The organism is Microcoleus sp. AT3-A2, assembly GCF_036705685.1.
Lineage (GTDB): Bacteria > Cyanobacteriota > Cyanobacteriia > Cyanobacteriales > Microcoleaceae > Microcoleus.
Window position 1 is genome coordinate 1 of sequence record NZ_JAUBVF010000064.1, and the last position, 18630, is coordinate 18630.

Here is an 18630-nt window from a genome sequence, read left to right on the forward strand (position 1 = left end):
AAGCCTTTTAAGTGGACATATAAGGGTAAAGTCTTGGCGGCCTAATAGTCTGTGTATTTACGCCGAGCTGTACTAGTCCTGTCATATAACCCTCATCGGGCAAGTCGTGAGGACGAAGAGTCGTTTCTTAAAGATTTTAACAAATAAGGACTCTTCGTCAGTCCTCTCCTATTGAGTTTTTATTTTGCCTGCATTTTTTGCCGAATCTGCTCTCCGCGTCTCGCCGCAACTTTTGGCCAAGTAAACTCCAAAGCTCGCTGGCGGGCGGCGGCTCCCATCTTAGCCCGCAAATCAGCAGAATTAGATAGTTGGCGCAGTCCCTCCACCCAGGCGTCAGTATCGTAGGGAGGAAGAATTATGCCCTCAATGCCATCACGCACAACACCGCCTCCTCCCATCGGTGAAGCGAGAATGGGCAAACCATGACCCATCGCCTCATAGATGACGAGTGGGCTACCTTCCTCAAGACTGGGAAAGGCAAAAAAGTCAGCTTGGCGATAGGCAGAACTGTAGTCCAAAGCATAATCAAAGTGAACTACATCAGAACGTTTCAGCAAATGGCTGCAAGTTTGAGCGATCGCAGGCTCCATCGCTCCAAAAATTGTCAGCGTTCCCTTAATCCCAGCTAGCTCCCAAGCCTTCAAAAGCAAATGAACCCCTTTGCGAACGCAGGCAAAACCTAGGAAAAGGACGTTAACTTCATCCTGCGGCGGTTTTTGAGATTGATAATTGGGGAAACGATCGGGCCACCAACCTTCTGTCGTTACAAGTAGTTTCTCTTCAGGAACCCCGACTTCTTGAAACGATTTTGCTACTATCGGACTAGGACAAAACAGAAAATCAATTAGCTTGAGTTTTTCCTTTTCATCCTGAATATTTTCTGGAGTAATGCTGTGTTGAGGTTCCAATCCCAAGCGAGAGTAAGCATCGTCAAGGATTATCTTAGCTTCGCCTTGATAACTATTAACTCCCTCCAAAACAATGGGCTTGCTCTGCTTGTTAACCCTCTTTACAAAATCTAATGATATACCAGGCCACAAGTATGCCAGATCAAAATCTTTGAAATCTTTGAGAAAACGCTTCTCTGTCTTGATTATGGGAAGATTAGGGCTGCGGTAATATAGTTTTGTCAGAAATGACGGAATTGCTTCCACTACATTGGGGCCGCGACATTCGCGATCGCAACTCGGGACAACCATACGAGCCTTCAATTCAGGGCCTTGCCATTCTTTGCACACTGAAAAAAATACGTCGCTAATTCCTCGGTTTCGGGAATGTATTGGGAATAAAGCACTAAGTTTTAACATAGCATTAATTCTCTATTAACTCAAGTTTTTCGGCTTTCATCTAAACATTAGACTTCTTGAAAAATAACTAAGACGGGTTCTCCTGTCCATTTCACAAGAGTCATTTTTTTTGTGGGTGGGCGTCCCGCCTGCTCAATAAAGTGATAAAAAGGACTGTTGCAACAGGCCTATTCACATAGGAGAGGAGTGCTCAGTTTGTAGAGCTGTCTTGTTTTATCTTGTTTTATTTAAAAGCAGATTCCGTAACCTGAGAGTGATTGTACTGTAAAACGATAACATTTAAGTAAAATAACTGCCAAGGCCATAAAAACTAACAGAGCGTTGTGGAGTTAAAAAACATCCTAGTTGCTTTTATTAAAAAACAGCTAGGATGTTTTAATGACAACCTATTCCACGACTTTAGTCTGCTGTTGCCAAAACTGGACTTTTAGCTTTGCCGATCGCCAAACATTTTTTAACACCAGCAATTACATCTTCCACATCTGCATCTGTTAATTTTGCCGAAATCGGCAAGCTAACTGTATGCCGCCCGATGTACGCAGCATTCGGATAGTCTTCTGGCTGCCATCCAAACATTTCTTGATAGATAGGATGTTCCGGCATACTCATGTAATGTACCCCGACACCGATATTTTCAGCATTGATAGCGTTGAGAAACTCATCGCGGCTGATTCCTGCTTTGGCTTCATCTACCAGAATGGTGTACAGGTGATAAGCATGAATTGTATCCGGTTCGGGCTTGGCGGGCAAAGTAATCGGCAGATCCGCAAATGCTTCGTTGTAGCGCTGCCAAATCTGCTCCCGCCGCTGCCAATAAGGGGTGACTCGTTTCATTTGATGAATGCCGATCGCAGCTTGCAGATCCATCATATTGTATTTAAAACCGACCTCCACCACTTGGTAGTGCTTGTAACCCGAGTCTCCGAAGCGCTTCCAAGCATCTTTGCTCATACCGTGCAGCGCTAAAATTTTGAGCCTGTCGGCGTCTTCTTGACGGCCGGCCAGAATCATTCCTCCTTCGCCTGTCGTAATGTTTTTGGTGACATAAAAGCTGAAGCATCCGAAGTCGCCAAATGTGCCTGCTTTCCGCCCCTTGTACTCTGTTTCGATCGCGTGAGCACAGTCTTCGATTAACTTCAAGTTGTGACGGCGAGCAATCTCGCAAAGCGCATCCATATCGCAGGGACGACCTGCAAAATGAACCGGTAAAATTGCTTTTGTTTTTGGAGTTATTTTAGCTTCGACTTGAGCGGGGTCAATATTCATGGTCACCGGATCTACATCCGCCAGTACCGGTGTTGCGCCTGCGTGAATAATCGCATTAACTGTGGCACAAAAAGTCATCGGAGTAGTAATGACTTCATCCCCCGGTTGTAACCCAGCAGCGAGGATACTCAAGTGCAGGGCCGCCGTACAGGAATTGACAGCTATCGCGTACTGGGAACCCTTGTAAGCTTTGAATTCATTTTCAAAACTCATGACTTTAGGGCCTGTACCCAACCAACCTGTTTTCATGGTTGACACCACTTCTTGAATTTCAGCATCTTCGATCGCCGGAGCGCCGAAAACCAAAAAACGGTCTTTTGAACGAATAGGATTGTTGTTCATATTGCTAGTCTTACCCGGTAAATAGAGTCGAGCGAGTGAAAGTGTAGATCCCTGAAAAGTAAGATTTTATTTGGATTTGAGGTTCTGTTAATTAATTCAGTCTCTCACCTTTTTTTTTCAACTTTTTTTAGTCAAGAGTTTTGAGGAATTCCTTGGGCAATGGCATTTGTTATAGCACGAGCTTACTAATGACCAGCCGTTTTTCCGCAAGCGCCTGACTCTGACAGCGTTTACCTATCTTAAGATAGATAATCTGCAATGTCCACCAGATCGTATTTCAGTTTATGGGGGATACACAAGCTCTTGCCCGCATTTTTTGGTTCAAATACTTTCCTCAGCAATAATACGGGCACTTCCTCTAAAGTTTTTGTAAACTATGTAACATTTATCCCGAGGTAGATTTTACTGCCAAGTTATACGATTTGAGATTTGGGAATGAGTGATTACCGTCAGGTTTGGAGGTTGTCTACGGTTGCATTCTTTTTTTAAACTGGTGTCAAAATTAGGCAAATTTTGCACAAATAAAAAGTGACTCCCCTGTAATTGAGGCAGGTTCAGCAACCCAAGTGCGATCGCCCCAAGCAAGCAATCAACCGTCCTTGACCAAATCCGCTACAGTCTAGGCAGGCGAATCTTATTTAAAATATCTTGCAGTCGTTCTGACACGCCGCCCAATTGTTCTGACAAAGCTACAAGTTTGCCGTAAGCTTCAACTAAACGATCGCCCTCAACATAAACTTCTGGAGTAGGATAATTCTTCATCGCTTCCAGCATTGTAATCTCGTTATCATTAGTTGCCGACATCACCAAGGCTGATCTCAAAGCTTCTCGGTTTGCATTCCCAGAAGGAGTGCGAATTACCTGACCCACTTCATCGAGAATTATTTCCCCAACCTTGCTGTTAAGCGTCCGATCCAAAAAGCTTTGACTGACTTTTACTGGTCTCGTCAGACTGTTGCGAACCGCTTCTGGGTCTTTTTTTGCATTTCCCAGCAGCATTTCTAACGCGGGCGACATTTGCCCAGTTTCTGCAAAAATTTCTAATTCGCTGACGGGTAAAGTCATTCGGATCGCACTGTATTTGAGCACTACCTTTTCGGCAGCCGCCGCAGCATTGCTGTAAAATGCAATTCCCGCCCCGGCTGCTAAAAATAACGTCCACCGCCCTTGGAAAAATGATCGACCCATAGTAAAATCTTCTAACATCTTTTTCTACTTCGACTTTGACACATCTCATTAGTTACTGCACAGGCTAAGGTCTTCGGGAAATGCCAAATTATTCGATCGCCCCAGCACTTATACCATTTTAGATTTTAGATTTTAGATTTTAGATTTGCGAATGACTGATGTCGATCGTGGTTTCCAGCATCGGCCTAGAGTTGCATGATTTTTGGGAAATGGTATTACCTATAGCGGTTCTCAGATAAATGAGGTATACAGAAACCCTGTATTGTCAAGCTTTCCAGGTCAAAATTCGTACCTCACCTTTTTGAGAAAGGCTATATATCGGATGCTAGGCAAAAAACTCAGTTCAGGGCGCTGCTACGGGCCTCTCTGTACGGGGTGCACACCCTACTGATAACACTCAACCATTCAGTTTGGCGACTGCGATTCAACCGTCAACCGTCAACCGTCAACCGTCAACAATCACCGACAGTGCAACCTGAATTGATAGGATTCTCTCTCCCAAGCTCCCGATCATAGCAAAATACCTAACGCCAGCTCTTCTATAAGTGAAGGCTGGCGCTGGGCTTAAATTGATTTTATATATTTAGGGTCTTTATGAAAGCTGACCCCAATTGAACGAATTACAAGCGGTTTATGATTAGGGCCTTTAAATGTGCTGACCCCAATTGAAGCCACATTGTTATTATTACAGGGATCGCTGGCAAACCACGATTTCATAATAATTTCTTTATATTTATAACTTTTCCTTGCCTCAGATATATTTTTGTCTCGATTTGTAAAATTTTGTTACTTAGGCTTGGGGGATCGGCCCTCAGCGCGCTGCTCCCAGCGAAACAGGAACACCATCAGGGCCACCACTCCGACTTGGAGGGCAAAATTAGGCAAAGCAGAACCAATTTCCCGGCCAGAGGCAATTTTAGCGAGGAAAACCAAGCCGCCGATAAAGCCCGAAGCGCCACAAGCTACGTAAACAAACTGTCGCAGAGGCCGGTAGGGAGTGGCCATTTCTGCAGTTAAACGCTCATATTGTTGGCGGCTGAGGTTGCGGGGGTTTTTTGGGATGTTTGTGCGATCGTCCGAATTGGGGGCTGGCATAGATTTAGAAAATGAGTAAATTAGGATTGGGCCACAAAAACCCGATTTTTACCAAAAATCCTCTGACTGAGGTGGCCAATACGGTCTAAAAACCTGGTTTTTGGTACTGTGGGCGCAAGTCGAGTGAATATTAGACTACAACAAATACCTCACAACTGCCAAAATAAATCACCGCTGAATCCAAAGCACAACTGTCTGCAAACAGCCGACAAAAACGCCCAAAATCCCTCCTAAATTTACAATTCCCTGTAACTCGCTTTTGACAATTCCCTGAATTGCTAACTCCAACTCTTCAGGAGAAGTACCTTTCACTCGATCGACAATCACCTGGTCAATATTCAAAATCGGGATAGCCTGAGCTACAATATTTTCTAAATCCCGCTCTAAATAACGCTCTAAAACCAAAGCCAGTTCTTGGCTGACAATTCCGAGGGAAGCGTTCATCACCGCTGAAGTCTGCAATCGATTGAGAAGCAACCGCGAAATATTTTCCCAGTCAATAGATTTGGTCAACCCCTCAAGTACGTCTGTACCCCGCTGTTGAACGTAGCTGCGAACACTGTCGCGCATAGTTTTTCGCAACTGTCTCACAGTCGAAACCGGTAAATTTTGCATCGACAAATTTTGCAGCCATTCCTGAATTCGCCCGCGAATTCCCAAAGAAATAGTTAACTCTGCTAAGCGCTGATTTGTGGCTTCTCTGTCATCCAGACAAAAAGTTCGCAGCCGAGTTAAAGTGTTCCGCAAACCAAACAAATTTGCTACTACCCAATAAGTGCCACTGGTTTTTTCTCGAAACCCTTCATCGATAATCGAAATATTGCGATCCGTCAAAAAGTCAATTAAAGCCTGCCGCAGCACTTCCGGGGGTATTACTACCTGCAACAACCACTCAGCAAGCTGAGCTGCCTGAGATTCCGTAAGCTGAATCTCCAGCAAAACTTGATCAAAAATTTGATTAAGCTGAGCTTCTAAAAAATCTTCCCGGCGCGCCAGAACTTTGAGAATTCGCGGCACAGATTCCCCCAGCAAATCTCGCAGAATGTTAGCGAGAATTTTAGCCGTTTTTTGCTCTGCGTCTGCTTTTACCTGATCCAGCGCCAACTGCAACAACCAGAGAATCACCGACTGCATCCGCTCGGTTTGCAGGAGGCGGCGCGCCAAGTTTTGCAGTTCCTGTGGCGTCAGCAGCGAACCCATAATTGTGTCGGAAATTCGCTTTGCTAAACGCTCTTGGTTGCGGGGGATCAAGCCTGGAGTGAAAGGCAACTTCCGCCCTTTGATGTAAATAGCTCGATACGGGCGGAACAGCATTTTGATAGCTATATCGTTAGTGAAATAGCCAATAATTCCTCCCACTACAGGTGGGGCCAACAACAGCCAAATGTCAGACGGATTCATCAATAATTGGGAATTGGGAATTGTTGATTGTTGACTATTAACTGTTAACTGTTGACTGTTGACAACGGACAACGGACAACTGACAACAGTCAACTGACTAATACCAATACTCCCATCATAGCTCCGGCAATCGGGTAGTGGGTGGCGGTGGCAAATCCGGCTTTGTTGGCGATCGCGACTTGCTCCTGGCCGATCGGGAATTTTTCTAAACTAGGATTAATGTAAGCATATTCTTGAGTCATGCCAAATTGCTGAGCAATGGGCACTACAAGAGTGTCTAGATAAAACTGCTGAAAGCTCCGCATTAGGGAATTGCTGGGGCGGTGGAGGTCGAGAATAGCTGCTTTGGCACCGGGTTTGAGGACGCGGTGCAATTCCTGAAGACTGCGGGGGATGTCAGTCACGTTACGCAGGCCGTAACCCATTGTGGCGCAGTCGAAGTAATTGTCAGCAAAAGGCAAGTCTAGGGCGTCAGCTTCTACCCAGGAAATGGGACTGCCAGGGGTAAGAAAAGGTCGATCGCGCCTGGCCGCCACGGCCAATTGTTCGGCGGAAAAATCTACTCCAAATACGCAACCGGTCGGTCCTGCTTGTTTGGCCAGCAACAAAGCTAGATCCCCGCTACCGCAGCACAAATCTAAACAAGTATTTCCGGGGCCCGCACTGCTCCATTTCACCGTCATTTGCTTCCAAATCCGGTGCTGCCCAAAGCTCAACCAGTCGTTCAATTGGTTGTAAACTGGTGCAATTCGATTAAATATAGTTTTAATTTCTTCGGCGTTATTAGTCATTAGTCATTGGTCATTGGTAATTGGTGATTAGTGATTAGTGATTGGTCAGCCGGAAAGAATAATTAATCCGTCCATTCATGTCATGCTGTCGCCAGTCATTAATGCTTTTTCATTTGTTAGCGAGCGATGAGCTTTTGTCGAGACTCATTGGTTTGCTATCATTTTAAACTCAAGACTTAGAGCGGACTAAGGACTAATGACTGATGACTCATGACTGATTACTAATGACCCTGAAAACTCGTCAATACCAAAGCAACTTCTTGAGCGGCGAGGTGAACTGTTGTGAGTTCGTCGGGGCGAAGGGAACAAGGTTGTTTCCACTGCATGGAAATCAGGGCGATCGATCGACCTTTGTGACTCACCGGGATGCTCAGGTGAGCTTGAATGCCGGATTTCTGATAGTGCGGCAGACTCGCTAGGTTGGTGTCGAGTCCAATATTCACAACACCCTGAATAGTTTGAGAGGTAATTGCTTCTCGAACCAGAGGGTCATCCGCCAGCCAATTTTCCACAGTTGAACCCGTGGTGTGACAGCCTTGGACTGGGATTAAAACATTTCCTTCCACCAGTTGCAAAATGCAAGAGTCCGCCAAAAAATTATCACTTATAGCAGTAGCAATTGGATCTAAACTTGCTTCCAAACTCGGATAATCCACAGCCGTTTGCATGATTGTTGCTAACAGTTGTATTTGATTTTGAGCGCGATCCAATTCCTCAGTCCGCTGCTTGAGAATTTCATAAGTCTCGGCCGCCTTTTGCACCACCATTTTCAGTTCGTTCGGGTCCCAAGGCTTGGTGATATACTTGTAAACCTGTCCTGAGTTAATGGCATCCACCAAGTCTTCAATATCCGTAAAACCAGTCAAGATAATTCTGACCGTATTCGGAAACTGGGGCACGGTTTTGCTCAAAAACTCCGTTCCCTTCATTTCGGGCATCCGCTGGTCGGAAATGATTACGGCGACCTCGCCTTCGATGCCGAGGACTTCCAAGGCGCGAATTCCGCTCTCAGCTTTGAGAACGTTAAAATCTCGTCGGAAAGTGCGGTAGAGTAAATCCAGATTGTCTGGTTCGTCGTCTACTACCAGCATTTTGGGCTTTTTCGGTCTGTGTAGGGTCATGAGCTGGCGTTTAATTTGATCTAGCTCTGAAATGGCATTATCCATAACAATACGATAAACTCCCCTTCTTGACACTCCCCACGCATAGAATGCGGGGGATTCTTCTCTCACAGGCTCGACTCTAGACCGATATTACTATCGATCCCCGATAGAACGCCTCCAGAAGCAGTTTTACTCACGAGCTGCCCGACCGCAAGGATACCTCTGTCTCTAATTACTTGTGCTGCTGCTGTATCGCGATCAGTGGTGTACCCGCACGACTGACAACTATGGATTCTGACATCCAAGGTTTTCTTACCAGTATGGGTTCCACATTGGGGGCAAATTTGACTCGTATAGTTTTTATCAACACGAGCAAAATACACCCCGCGCTTCCAACACACATGAGACAGAATCGAGAAGAATTGACTATAGGCTGCATCGAGAGTATGTTTACCGAACATCCCCTTTGCCCAAGCCTTAAAATTGATATCCTCAACGAATATCATTCCTGCTTGGTCACATAATCGATGAGCTAATTTATAGTGCCAATCCTTTCTGGTATCACTGATTTTTTGATAAATTCTAGCAATCTTTTTCTGGAGATTAAGCCAATTATTAGACCCTTTTCTTTGATGCTTTAATCTTCGCTGCAGTGATTTCAACTCGCGGTGAAGTGCCTGAAAAAATCTCGGTCTGTTGACTAATTCTCCATCTGAAGTTGCGAGGTATTTGTCAAGCCCAATATCTACCCCTAATGGATGTCCTGACGATGGGCGAGCGGGCAGGTTGACTGCTAACTGGTAGGTCAGCATGACAAAATATCCTGATGCCCTTTTAACTACTCTAATTTGCTTGAGTATAAAACCCTCTGGTGTGGGTCTAGACATTTTCATCCTTACCCACCCAATCTTAGGCAGGTTAACCTTTCCATTCTCCACTGCTGCATCCTTAACAGCCGGGAAAACAAACGATCGCATCCGTTTTTTGAAACGAGGAAACCCATGCCCTCTCTCCCACATTGCCACAAATGCCGACTCTAAAACCTTTAAAGTTTGCTGCAATACTTGCGAATGAGGGGTCTTTAATTCGGGACAATGCTTCTTAGCTTCTGCCAAACCTTTGCACTGACTAGCATAGGTTGGTCTAGGAGTATCCGGTGAGATAATATACTCACCAACTATCGAACAAGCATTAACAGAAGACTCACGAGAATTTACCCAATCTTTCCGTTCTCGCAAGGCATAGTTATAAACCTGACGACAAACAGACAACCAAATCTCAAATATTTGAACTTGAGATTTGGTTGGACGTAGTTTGTACTCGTGAGTTACTGTTAGCATGATATAATCATATCATGCTTTTAGAAATCAACCAGGATTTTTCTAAGACTGTAGGCAGCCGCATCCGCTGCCGAGTTCATCCCCAAGCCTGAAGTCGGGGGCTTTCCTCTCGTTTTCCGGTAACAATAGTCTCATAACTCACTTACTATTAATCTATCGCTCTGCCGCGACACGAGCCTTGCCGATATCCAATAACACATAACTTAGCGCTAGTTTTTGATTCAATTATGACTGATACACCGCAAGATTCCTCCCCTCCTGCATCTGCACCCTCCACCAATGCTGTGGATGCCGAAAAATTAATTCGATCGCTCCGCCGCAAAGAAGGCACTTGGGTAGAGTGGGGACAGGCCTGCACTGCACTGCTAAAAGCTGGCTACAACTCTCAAAGGATTTTTGAAGAAACTGGTTTTGAGCCAATTCAGCAAAATCAAGTGAGCGTCGCAGCCCAAGTCTACACCAGCATGGTAAATGCTGGGGCTTCAGAGGAAGTTCGATCGCACTTTTTGGGAAAAGGTAGCGATATTTTATACGAGTTTCGGATTCTCTCTCAAGTAGAGCGGGCCGGGGCGGCTGCTTTGATGCTAACCCACAATTTGGATGTTGACGATGCTCGCCAAGTTGCTAAAGCGATCAAGGAGTTTTCGCACTTCGGGAGTCTCCCCCAAGGGTTCACAGACACTCCCGGCGATGCTATGGCTTATCAATGCTGGCAATTGGCTAGACAGAAAAGCGATTTGCAAGAGCGATCGCGCTTAATTGCTCGCGGTTTAAAATTAGCTAGCAGCCAAACCGCTAGGGCGCAAATCGAGCAGTTGCTCGTTGATTTTACCGTAGTTGCGAGACGGGAAGCGCCCCGCTTGCCCGTCTACCGACTCGATACCGAGGAACAATTGCCCCGCGTTGTCCCGGTTGTGGGCAAATTGCCGCTTTCTACGAGAGATTTGCTGGCAGTGCCTTTACCGGAGGAAATCGAGCCGTTCCGAATGGTAAAATTTTCGGGAGCCGGAGCCGGAGCTTGGGTGGCGATTCCCGGATGGCAGGTAATCTTGAACGCTGAAGATCCGGTGGCGGTTTTGGGAATGAGCGATAAATTGCCGGTACCGCTGCAAGGCAAAGTTGAAGAAGTTTTGATTATTGCCGATCGAGCCCAAAGACAGTGGGATGCTGAGAGTTATTTCCTCGCCGATAACGCGGGCAATTTAGAACTGCAGTGGTTTGAACAATCCCCGAATTTTTCGCTATTGGGGCGAGTTGTGCTGGTGATGCGTCCGAAAAAGATTGTGGATGAAGACTATACCAAAGATGGATGGCAAATTGATGATTAGTCAGTTGTTAGTTGACTGTTGACTGTTGACTGTTGACTGTTGACTGTTGACTGTTGACTGTTGACTGGAAAGCTAATAACAACTAACAACTGACAACTAACAACTGACTACTGACTACTGAGGCGGTTTCGGTTCTTGAATTTGCGGAACAGAATCCTGTTTCTTAAATCGATTAAAGCCGTAAACCGCAGCCGCAATTAACAGAAAATAAGGACTATAAGCCAACAGCCAAATACCCAAAGCAAACAAACCGAGCGTCAATTCGCCCACAGAATGAGTCGCTTTCCCCCAAGTTTCCTGCGCCCGCAAACCTAGAGAAGGTTCCTGAGTTTGTTGAGCCGATACTGCTGCTTCTAGAGTTAAGCTAATAGTTGAATAGGCTACTTGATTTCGCAAACTTTTTAACTGAGCGTCAATGCGTTCGATCGACTCCCGAATATTGCTCAACTCTTGAGCAGCTTTGAGTACATCGCCGACAGAACCCGATCGCTCCATAATTTTTAACACCATTTCCTCCGATTTGCGGAGGTTCCGCAGCCTAGCCTCGCTGTCAACTAATTGAGCGGTAACATCCTCAGCCTTCAGAGAACGGTTCTCTACAGTTCCGAGTTTTGCCAAAGCGTCTAAAGTAGTTTCTAAACGTTCTTGAGGCACGCGAATCTCCACAGACGCCGTTTGGCGGACACTGGAATCCGGCGGCTTTTGATTTTGGAAACCCAAGATATCGCCTTGCTGTTTTTCGACAATATTAGTAACAGATTTAGTGCTGGCGTCAATAGATTTAACAACTACACTGAGTTCGGCTTTTTTAATCAGTTGGGGACGGGTTGCGGTCGTTTCTGCTGCTTTTTTTGATGCACCAGGAGTTTTTGACCTTTGGGCTGCTGGCTCGGGTGCTGGTGCCGATTGTGGAGCCGATGCGGTCACTTGGTTTTCACGGATGCTGGATGAACCTGCGCCGCCTGGAGCGCTGCTGGACGTTTGATCTCCTCCGCAGCTAGGCAAAGCAATGGCTGAAGATAAAGTTAAGAATACCGCCACAGCAAAACGAGTTGTGCTGCTGTTGGTTGGGTTTGGGTTGGGTTTGGGCGGGGGGGAATTGATTTTGAGGTGAGTTTTCATTTTGGGTGACTCCTCTAAAAAAGGCTTGGGTATTGTAAAACTTTAATAAATTTGTAAGCATCAATAAACAATAGTAGTATCATATAGTCAGAAAACTCACACAAAAAAATGTTGCTCTCGTTAAAAAATGGAGGCTCTAAATGCAATTAGCAGAGAGACACATCATTAAATCTACAGAACACCGTTTCGCCGAAATTGATGAATTAGCTTTTAAATCCAAGAATCTCTACAATGCTGCTAACTACGTCATTCGTCAGAGCTTTGTTTATGGATGGGGCTATGTCAATTACAACGAAATGAACCGTTTAATGAAGTCTCATGAAGCATACAAGGCTTTACCTGCTAAAGTCAGTCAGCAAATCTTGATGATATTGGACAAGAATTGGAAATCGTTTTTTGAAGCGGTTAAAGCTTACAAAACCGCTCCCTCTAAATTTACTGGTCGCCCCAAACTGCCCAAGTACAAAGATAAGGTCAAAGGACGAAATATTCTCGTCTACACGATTCAAGCAATTAGTAGCAAATTGCTGAAGAAAGGAATTATTAAGCTTTCGGGTACTAATCTCTCAATTAAAACCAAAGTAAGTCCTGATCTAATTTGTCAAGTTAGGTTGGTTCCCAAATGCGATTCTTATGTGATTGAGGTAATTTATGATGCTTGTACTGAGCGTAGTCGAAGTGAACAGGAGTCCACCGTCAGCGATAATAAATTTGTAGCTAGTATTGATTTAGGACTGGATAACTTAGTGGCGTTAACTTCAAATCAACCGAGTTTTACCCCGCTCCTGATTAACGGGCGACCATTAAAATCAATTAATCAGTTCTACAACAAACGTAAAGCACGGCTACAAACTCAATTGAAAGGAAGTCGTAAAAGTTCACCCCGCATTCAACGATTGACTCGCTGTCGCCACCAAAGAATTGATAATTACTTGCATCATACCAGCCGCCTGATTGTTGACATTTTAATCGCCCAACAAATTGGGACGTTAATAATTGGCAAGAATGCACAGTGGAAAACTGAGATTGATTTAGGAAAACAAACTAATCAAAACTTTGTCAGCATTCCTCACGCTCGACTAATTGAGATGTTGGAATACAAAGCTCGACTGGTTGGGATTAAGGTAATCGTGCAAGAAGAGTCTTATACTTCACAAGCCAATTTTCTGGGTTTAGATCCAATACCTGTCTATGGAAAGACTGACAAAGATACTGCATTTAGCGGCAGGCGGATCAAAAGAGGGTTGTACAAAACATCAGTCGGTCGATTAATTAATTCTGATGTGAATGCCGCTTACAACATCCTCAGAAAAGCAATCCCAAATGCGTTTAGCGATGGGATAGAGAGCTGCGTAGTTCAGCCGAGGCGGGTCAATCCGCTTAAAGTGAAAGTGAAGGGGGAGGGGCTTAATGCCTCCCATGTCATGTAAGAAATGACTATGCTTTTACCAGCTATTGAATTTTATGCTGGTTTCAATTTAAGCTCGAATAGATAGCATTAGTTTAGCCGATACCGAAATGGAAACGGTAGAGGTTGAATACTTTGGGATTTTTAACCGCAGATAAACGCAGATGAACGCAGATGAAAGCCAATAAATATCGGTGTGATGACCGAAAACAATGGGGTAACAAGTCCCCGGATTCATCCGTAGAGCAAGAAAAAAGCTCCTCGCTCCCCATCGCCAGCCCCCGAATTTCTAAGCTAGGTTGCTTTATTCAATCTAAAATCTAAAATCTAAAATCGATTGATGGTTTGGGTTCTGGGCATACACGATCGCACCTAAAGCAACTCAGTTTCGGATACCCTTTAAAAAGGCTGAACGCGACAAATATTTTTCTAATCTAAAATCTAAAATCTAAAATCTAAAATCGAATGACAGATGAATTTGATACTGATTTTATGCGATCGACAACGAATATCGATCGCCCTGGCAACATTTCCTCTGGGTTAGACTCTGTGGCAGTTTTGCGAGAGCAAGCTTGCCTTAAAATTCGCGAAAGCTTGCGTGCGGGCCAGCAGGACATGGCGGATTGGCAAGGCGGCCCCCTTGCTGTTTCGGCGGTTCCGGGGGCCGGGAAGTCTACGGGAATGGCTGCTGCGTCGGCAATTGCGATCGCCCGCAACGGGCTTCACAACCGCCGCCAGTTAATTGTCGTGACATTTACGCGATCGGCTGCTGCTAATATTAAAGCTAAAATTCGGGAAAGATTGGCCCAATTGTCTTTATCTCAAGGCGGTTTTGCGGTGCACACTTTGCACGGTTTAGCTTTGAATATTGCGATGCGCCATCCTGATTTGTCGGGTTTAAATTTAGAAAATTCAACCTTAGTTACTCCAACTCAAAGTCACCGATTAATTCGCACCTGTGTAGAACTTTGGATTGCCGAAAATCCCCGTCGATATCAAGTTTTGTTGGAAGGACAGCAATTCGATGGAGAGGAAACGGAGAGGCTGCGGCGACAATCGGTTTTGCGGACGGAAATTTTGCCGCAGGTAGCTAAAACTGTGATTCACGAGGCGAAATCTTCTGGTTTGTTTCCCGAACAGTTGTTAGAAATGAGCGCTCTTGATACTGGGGACGGTTATGAGATTTTAGCAGTAGCTGGGGGTTTATATCAAAAATATCAGGCTTTGTTGAGGAGTCGGGAATTCATCGATTACGACGAGATGATTTTAGCCGCTTTGCGGGTGTTGGAAAATCCGAGGGCGAGGGCGATCGAGCAAAAGCAAGTATTTGCCGTTTTTGAGGACGAAGCGCAGGATTCTACACCTTTGCAAACTCGGCTTTTGAAAACATTGGCGATCGATCCCGATCATCCTACCTCACCTCCCTATTTTATCAGAGTTGGCGATCCAAATCAAGCGATTAATTCTACTTTCACTCCCGCAGACCCGATTTATTTTAACCAATTTTGCGATGAGTGCGAAGTGGAAAATAAGTTAGCGACAATGGACGGTGCAGGCCGCAGCACCCAAGTAATTATCGATGCCGCTAACTTTATGTTGCAATGGGTAAATAGCTCAAAATTAGCCGGAACAGAACAGCCTTTTCGCGACCAAACTATTAAGCCAGTACCCAGCGATGACCCGCAGCAAAATGCAAATCCGGCTCCCATTGGTCGAGGCTTAGAATTGCATACTCCCCGCGATATTTACCATACAGTTGAGTTAATTGGCAAGCGGGTAATTGAGTTAGTAGAAGAATTTTTACCGGCAGATTTTGAATTCACAAAAAGTGAAAAAGCTATCGATTCAGACGCGGAAGCTAGCGATGGGGAAAATAGTGCAAAATTGCCGTTAGAAAATCTGAAATCGATGGCTATTTTGGTGCGAGAAAATAAACAAGGTAAGTTTATCAAAGAAGTGCTGGAAAATCCTCAAAAACACGGATTAAGCTTTGATTTACGGAAATACGGGATTAAAATTGAAGATGTGGGAGAACGCGACAGACATTCTCAAGTACCTTGGGAAATCTTAACACTGCTGCAATTCCTCGATCGCCCGCACTCGCCAGACTACCTAAAAGCAGCCTTAAAGATTTTGAGCGATCGGCAACTGATCCCCAAACAAGACTACAATGCTTTTGCGACTAGCCCCGAGCAATTCCTTTACCCAGGCCCGCTAGACCCGCAGCAGTCAGACCCCGTTCGCAAATGCCGCTATTTTTGCTGCGGTTTGCTGCAAGCTAGCTTAGAATTGCCACCATACCAAATCATTTCATTCTTAGCCTTAGCGTTGCAATACGACCAAACAGAATTAGCCACCGCCGACAAATTAGCAGAACGGGTAGCAATCCAAACCGCCGGCAACAATTCAATGCGGAATATTTTGGGCGTACTTAGCGAAATTGTCAGTTCCGAAAGATTTGAACCTGTGGATGCAGATGACAAAATAGAAGAACGTTATACCAGTAAAGGTCAACTAACAATTATTACGATGCACAAAGCTAAAGGATTGGATTGGGATTGCGTATTTTTGCCGTTTCTGCACGAACAAACAATCCCCGGAAATTTGCGAGTTTTGCCGCAAGCCCGATTTTTAGGAGATTTCACTTTAGCAGAGGTAGCAAGAGCACAAATTCGAGCAAGTTTGCACGAAAAATATCCTTTACCAAATCTAGGCGAAGCCTGGGAACAAGCAGGTTATTTGAAAACAGCAGAAGAGTTTCGACTGCTGTATGTAGCGATGACGCGAGCAAAAAGCTTGCTGTGGATGGCGGCGGAGAGAAAAGGGCCTTTTACTTGGAACAAACCAGAGAATTTACAGGAGCAAAAACCTTGTCCGGTAATGCCTGTTTTGAAGCAGAGATTTCCGAGTAATGCGATATAAAAGAAGTAATAATTAATCAATAATAAGTAGCTTGTTGCCCGACTCTACTGATGGGTAACAACTTAAGCTGAAGTTCCCCCATTTGTTGCTCCGATTACTCAACAATAAATATTTGCTGCCTCAATCTGTAATTTCTACTGCTCAACAATCGCTCGTTGCCGCCCTTAGCTCAAAATGGTGTTTCTGCCTTTAGGTATAGCCTTTCTCCCAACTGCGGATGCTCAAATGAAAGTTCCCGCGCGTGCAAGTGTAGCCGCTTCGCAGCAGCCCGACATCCGTAAAGCCGATCGCCCAAAATCTGTATCCCCAACCCTCGAACATCCGCTGCATGAACCCTCAATTGATGCGTGCGTCCCGTCAATGGCAAAAACTCGACGCGATCGCAATTTTTATCCCTCGCCATTACCTGAAAGCGAGTAACACTGGGTTTTCCGCACTCCCAATTGACTTGCTGGTAAGGGCGATTTTCTGGATCGCCCCAAAGTGGGAGATCGATCGTCCCCGCATCAATTTTTACAGTACCCGAAAGCACCGCTTCATAAACTTTGTGAACCTGCTTTTTTGCAAATTGCTGTCTGAGTTGACTGCTAGTTTCTTTGTCCCGCGCCAATAGCAAAATCCCCGATGTTTCCAAATCTAAACGATGCACGACTGTCAAATTAAAACTATCCGGTAACAAGTTACGCAAACGACTAAAAACACTATCTTGATTTTCCAGATAACGACCTGGAACTGACAGCAAGCCAGAGGGTTTATTGACCGCGATTAACCATTTGTCTTCATAGATAATCGGTAGCATTTGGGTAACGGGCAAGATGCCCGTTCCACAAGAAATATTATTGCTTGTGGGGAGTATGGGTTGGGCTTCTAGCCCGCCCGTAAAACCCTCATCCATATTAGAAACAATCGGATTTTGAGCCAATCCTGACAGCAAAAAACCCATTAACGGCTGACACCGATCGCCACAAGCACCATAAAATTCTCCCTGAATTTTATCCCCCGATGGCGGCCCCCACCAAAACTCAGCCATTGCCAGCGGTTTCAGATTGTTTACTGCCGCGTAGTGGAGCAATTTTGGCGCGCAACAGTCGCCGGTGCCAGTGGGAATCGAATTATTTGGCATCAATGAGGAGATCGATCGCGATTTCCCCAAAAAATTCACCAGAGTGTAAGCCGCGTGCATTTGCGTCTGAAGTTCGCGGGAAAGTTCTTTTCGCCGCTGTTTCAACGCCCGCATCTGCCGATCCGCAGCTTCAATTAATTGTTTTAGCGGCTGCAATGTTTCGTCGCGCTGCCGTTTCAATTGTCTGCGTTCAATTTTCTCCAAACGGCTTTCTTGATTCAGTTGTTCCAGGGCAATTTCTAGTGTTTCTCCTGCGAGAGTTTGACACAGTAACTGGCGTTTTTCGTCTCGCTGCAGCTTGCAATTGCGATGCCGATCGCTCAAAACTTGCATTTGCACTTCAAACTTCCCAAATAAGGCTTCATACTCTTGTCGCTGCGGAAGTTGATTCAAGGCAATAAGTTCCTGTTTCATCGCCTCCAATTGAGTTAACGTGCGGGCTTCCTCAAAAGCAACTCGATCTCGTCCCGGAATCGGTGGCACCCAGCCGTCAACAATGCTGCAACCGTTCAGCAACCCGGAAAATGCTTTGAGTATTCCCTGTTCCCCCGAAGGCATCTCCACCAGTAATATGCCGTACATCTTCCCTTCGCGATCGTAGGAATAGTCAGCCGCCAGGTACTGCATCAAACCCCGCGCGAGATCCTCGGACATTCGAGTGCGCGGCAGTCTCAGCAGCTCGCCACTTTGAGGACAACGGCCTTCGTACCAATAATTCGGGTGCGAGTCGATCGACTCCCAATCACAGTCCGTGAAATCTAAAAGCGCGTGCAACTCTAGCATATTAAATTTGGTTTGAAATCTGAATGAGGAAATTATGTGCTTGTGTCCTGACCCCGCCCAGAAACGGATACAAGTTTCCGACACTCGTCGTGGAGAGATCAAAATTTTAGA

Annotated in this window: 13 protein-coding genes; 3 read left to right on the plus strand and 10 right to left on the minus strand. The window is 45.3% G+C overall.

Going from position 1 to position 18630, the window contains the following annotated elements; translation table 11 throughout:
• Positions 1-179: 179 nt before the first annotated feature.
• The 8 genes from QUB37_RS24550 to QUB37_RS24585 all read right to left on the minus strand — a co-directional run bounded on the left by QUB37_RS24550 (position 180) and on the right by QUB37_RS24585 (position 9833).
• Positions 180-1307, minus strand: a complete 1128-nt coding sequence (locus QUB37_RS24550; RefSeq protein WP_333167141.1) for a glycosyltransferase family 4 protein — start codon at positions 1305-1307, stop codon at positions 180-182.
• 399 nt (positions 1308-1706) lie between these two features.
• Positions 1707-2915 (minus strand): DegT/DnrJ/EryC1/StrS family aminotransferase, encoded by a 1209-nt coding sequence (locus QUB37_RS24555; RefSeq protein WP_333167143.1) that lies wholly within the window; start codon positions 2913-2915, stop codon positions 1707-1709.
• A gap of 612 nt (positions 2916-3527) precedes the next feature.
• Positions 3528-4103, minus strand: coding sequence for an alpha/beta hydrolase (locus QUB37_RS24560; protein ID WP_333167146.1), 576 nt, complete (start codon positions 4101-4103; stop codon positions 3528-3530).
• A 786-nt stretch (positions 4104-4889) separates the two neighbouring features.
• Positions 4890-5198: a DUF3493 domain-containing protein gene (locus QUB37_RS24565; RefSeq protein ID WP_333167148.1), complete on the minus strand. Its 309-nt coding sequence runs from the start codon at positions 5196-5198 to the stop codon at positions 4890-4892.
• A 168-nt stretch (positions 5199-5366) separates the two neighbouring features.
• Entirely contained in the window at positions 5367-6599 is a 1233-nt protein-coding gene (locus QUB37_RS24570) for a DUF445 family protein (RefSeq protein WP_333167187.1), read from the minus strand.
• A gap of 89 nt (positions 6600-6688) precedes the next feature.
• Positions 6689-7390, minus strand: a complete 702-nt coding sequence (gene ubiE, locus QUB37_RS24575; protein WP_333167150.1) for a bifunctional demethylmenaquinone methyltransferase/2-methoxy-6-polyprenyl-1,4-benzoquinol methylase UbiE — start codon at positions 7388-7390, stop codon at positions 6689-6691.
• A 221-nt stretch (positions 7391-7611) separates the two neighbouring features.
• A complete protein-coding gene (locus QUB37_RS24580; protein WP_333167152.1) occupies positions 7612-8556 on the minus strand; it encodes a response regulator in 945 nt (314 codons plus the stop codon).
• Positions 8557-8618: 62 nt separating this feature from the next.
• On the minus strand, positions 8619-9833 hold the full coding sequence (locus QUB37_RS24585) for a transposase (RefSeq protein ID WP_333167154.1): 1215 nt from the start codon (positions 9831-9833) through the stop codon (positions 8619-8621).
• A 227-nt stretch (positions 9834-10060) separates the two neighbouring features.
• Between QUB37_RS24585 and QUB37_RS24590 the strand changes: the two genes are divergently transcribed.
• Positions 10061-11161: a RuBisCO accumulation factor 1 gene (locus QUB37_RS24590; protein ID WP_333167157.1), complete on the plus strand. Its 1101-nt coding sequence runs from the start codon at positions 10061-10063 to the stop codon at positions 11159-11161.
• Positions 11162-11275: 114 nt separating this feature from the next.
• On the opposite strand, the gene QUB37_RS24595 is transcribed toward QUB37_RS24590, so the two are convergent.
• Positions 11276-12283 carry a DUF4349 domain-containing protein gene (locus QUB37_RS24595; RefSeq protein ID WP_333167159.1) on the minus strand — a complete coding sequence of 336 codons (1008 nt, stop codon included), beginning with the start codon at positions 12281-12283 and terminating at the stop codon, positions 11276-11278.
• Positions 12284-12423: 140 nt separating this feature from the next.
• On the opposite strand from QUB37_RS24595, the gene QUB37_RS24600 reads away from it, so the two are divergent.
• Together QUB37_RS24600 and QUB37_RS24605 are read left to right on the plus strand one after the other, a co-directional pair.
• Positions 12424-13713: a transposase gene (locus QUB37_RS24600; protein ID WP_333167161.1), complete on the plus strand. Its 1290-nt coding sequence runs from the start codon at positions 12424-12426 to the stop codon at positions 13711-13713.
• A gap of 443 nt (positions 13714-14156) precedes the next feature.
• A complete protein-coding gene (locus tag QUB37_RS24605; protein WP_333167163.1) occupies positions 14157-16613 on the plus strand; it encodes an ATP-dependent helicase in 2457 nt (818 codons plus the stop codon).
• A gap of 169 nt (positions 16614-16782) precedes the next feature.
• Here QUB37_RS24605 and QUB37_RS24610 read toward each other — a convergent pair whose 3' ends face one another.
• Positions 16783-18519, minus strand: a complete 1737-nt coding sequence (locus QUB37_RS24610) for a pseudouridine synthase (protein ID WP_333167165.1) — start codon at positions 18517-18519, stop codon at positions 16783-16785.
• Between the last annotated feature and the right edge of the window lie 111 nt (positions 18520-18630).

Excerpts from the sequence above, each read along its gene's own strand:
- QUB37_RS24550 (WP_333167141.1), bottom strand. The coding sequence starts at position 1,307 with ATGTTAAAACTTAGTGCTTTATTCCCAATACATTCCCGAAACCGAGGA.
- QUB37_RS24555 (WP_333167143.1), bottom strand. The coding sequence starts at position 2,915 with ATGAACAACAATCCTATTCGTTCAAAAGACCGTTTTTTGGTTTTCGGC.
- QUB37_RS24560 (WP_333167146.1), bottom strand. The coding sequence starts at position 4,103 with ATGGGTCGATCATTTTTCCAAGGGCGGTGGACGTTATTTTTAGCAGCC.
- QUB37_RS24565 (WP_333167148.1), bottom strand. The coding sequence starts at position 5,198 with ATGCCAGCCCCCAATTCGGACGATCGCACAAACATCCCAAAAAACCCC.
- QUB37_RS24570 (WP_333167187.1), bottom strand. The coding sequence starts at position 6,599 with ATGAATCCGTCTGACATTTGGCTGTTGTTGGCCCCACCTGTAGTGGGA.
- ubiE (WP_333167150.1), bottom strand. The coding sequence starts at position 7,390 with ATGACTAATAACGCCGAAGAAATTAAAACTATATTTAATCGAATTGCA.
- QUB37_RS24580 (WP_333167152.1), bottom strand. The coding sequence starts at position 8,556 with ATGGATAATGCCATTTCAGAGCTAGATCAAATTAAACGCCAGCTCATG.
- QUB37_RS24585 (WP_333167154.1), bottom strand. The coding sequence starts at position 9,833 with ATGCTAACAGTAACTCACGAGTACAAACTACGTCCAACCAAATCTCAA.
- QUB37_RS24590 (WP_333167157.1), top strand. The coding sequence starts at position 10,061 with ATGACTGATACACCGCAAGATTCCTCCCCTCCTGCATCTGCACCCTCC.
- QUB37_RS24595 (WP_333167159.1), bottom strand. The coding sequence starts at position 12,283 with ATGAAAACTCACCTCAAAATCAATTCCCCCCCGCCCAAACCCAACCCA.
- QUB37_RS24600 (WP_333167161.1), top strand. The coding sequence starts at position 12,424 with ATGCAATTAGCAGAGAGACACATCATTAAATCTACAGAACACCGTTTC.
- QUB37_RS24605 (WP_333167163.1), top strand. The coding sequence starts at position 14,157 with ATGACAGATGAATTTGATACTGATTTTATGCGATCGACAACGAATATC.
- QUB37_RS24610 (WP_333167165.1), bottom strand. The coding sequence starts at position 18,519 with ATGCTAGAGTTGCACGCGCTTTTAGATTTCACGGACTGTGATTGGGAG.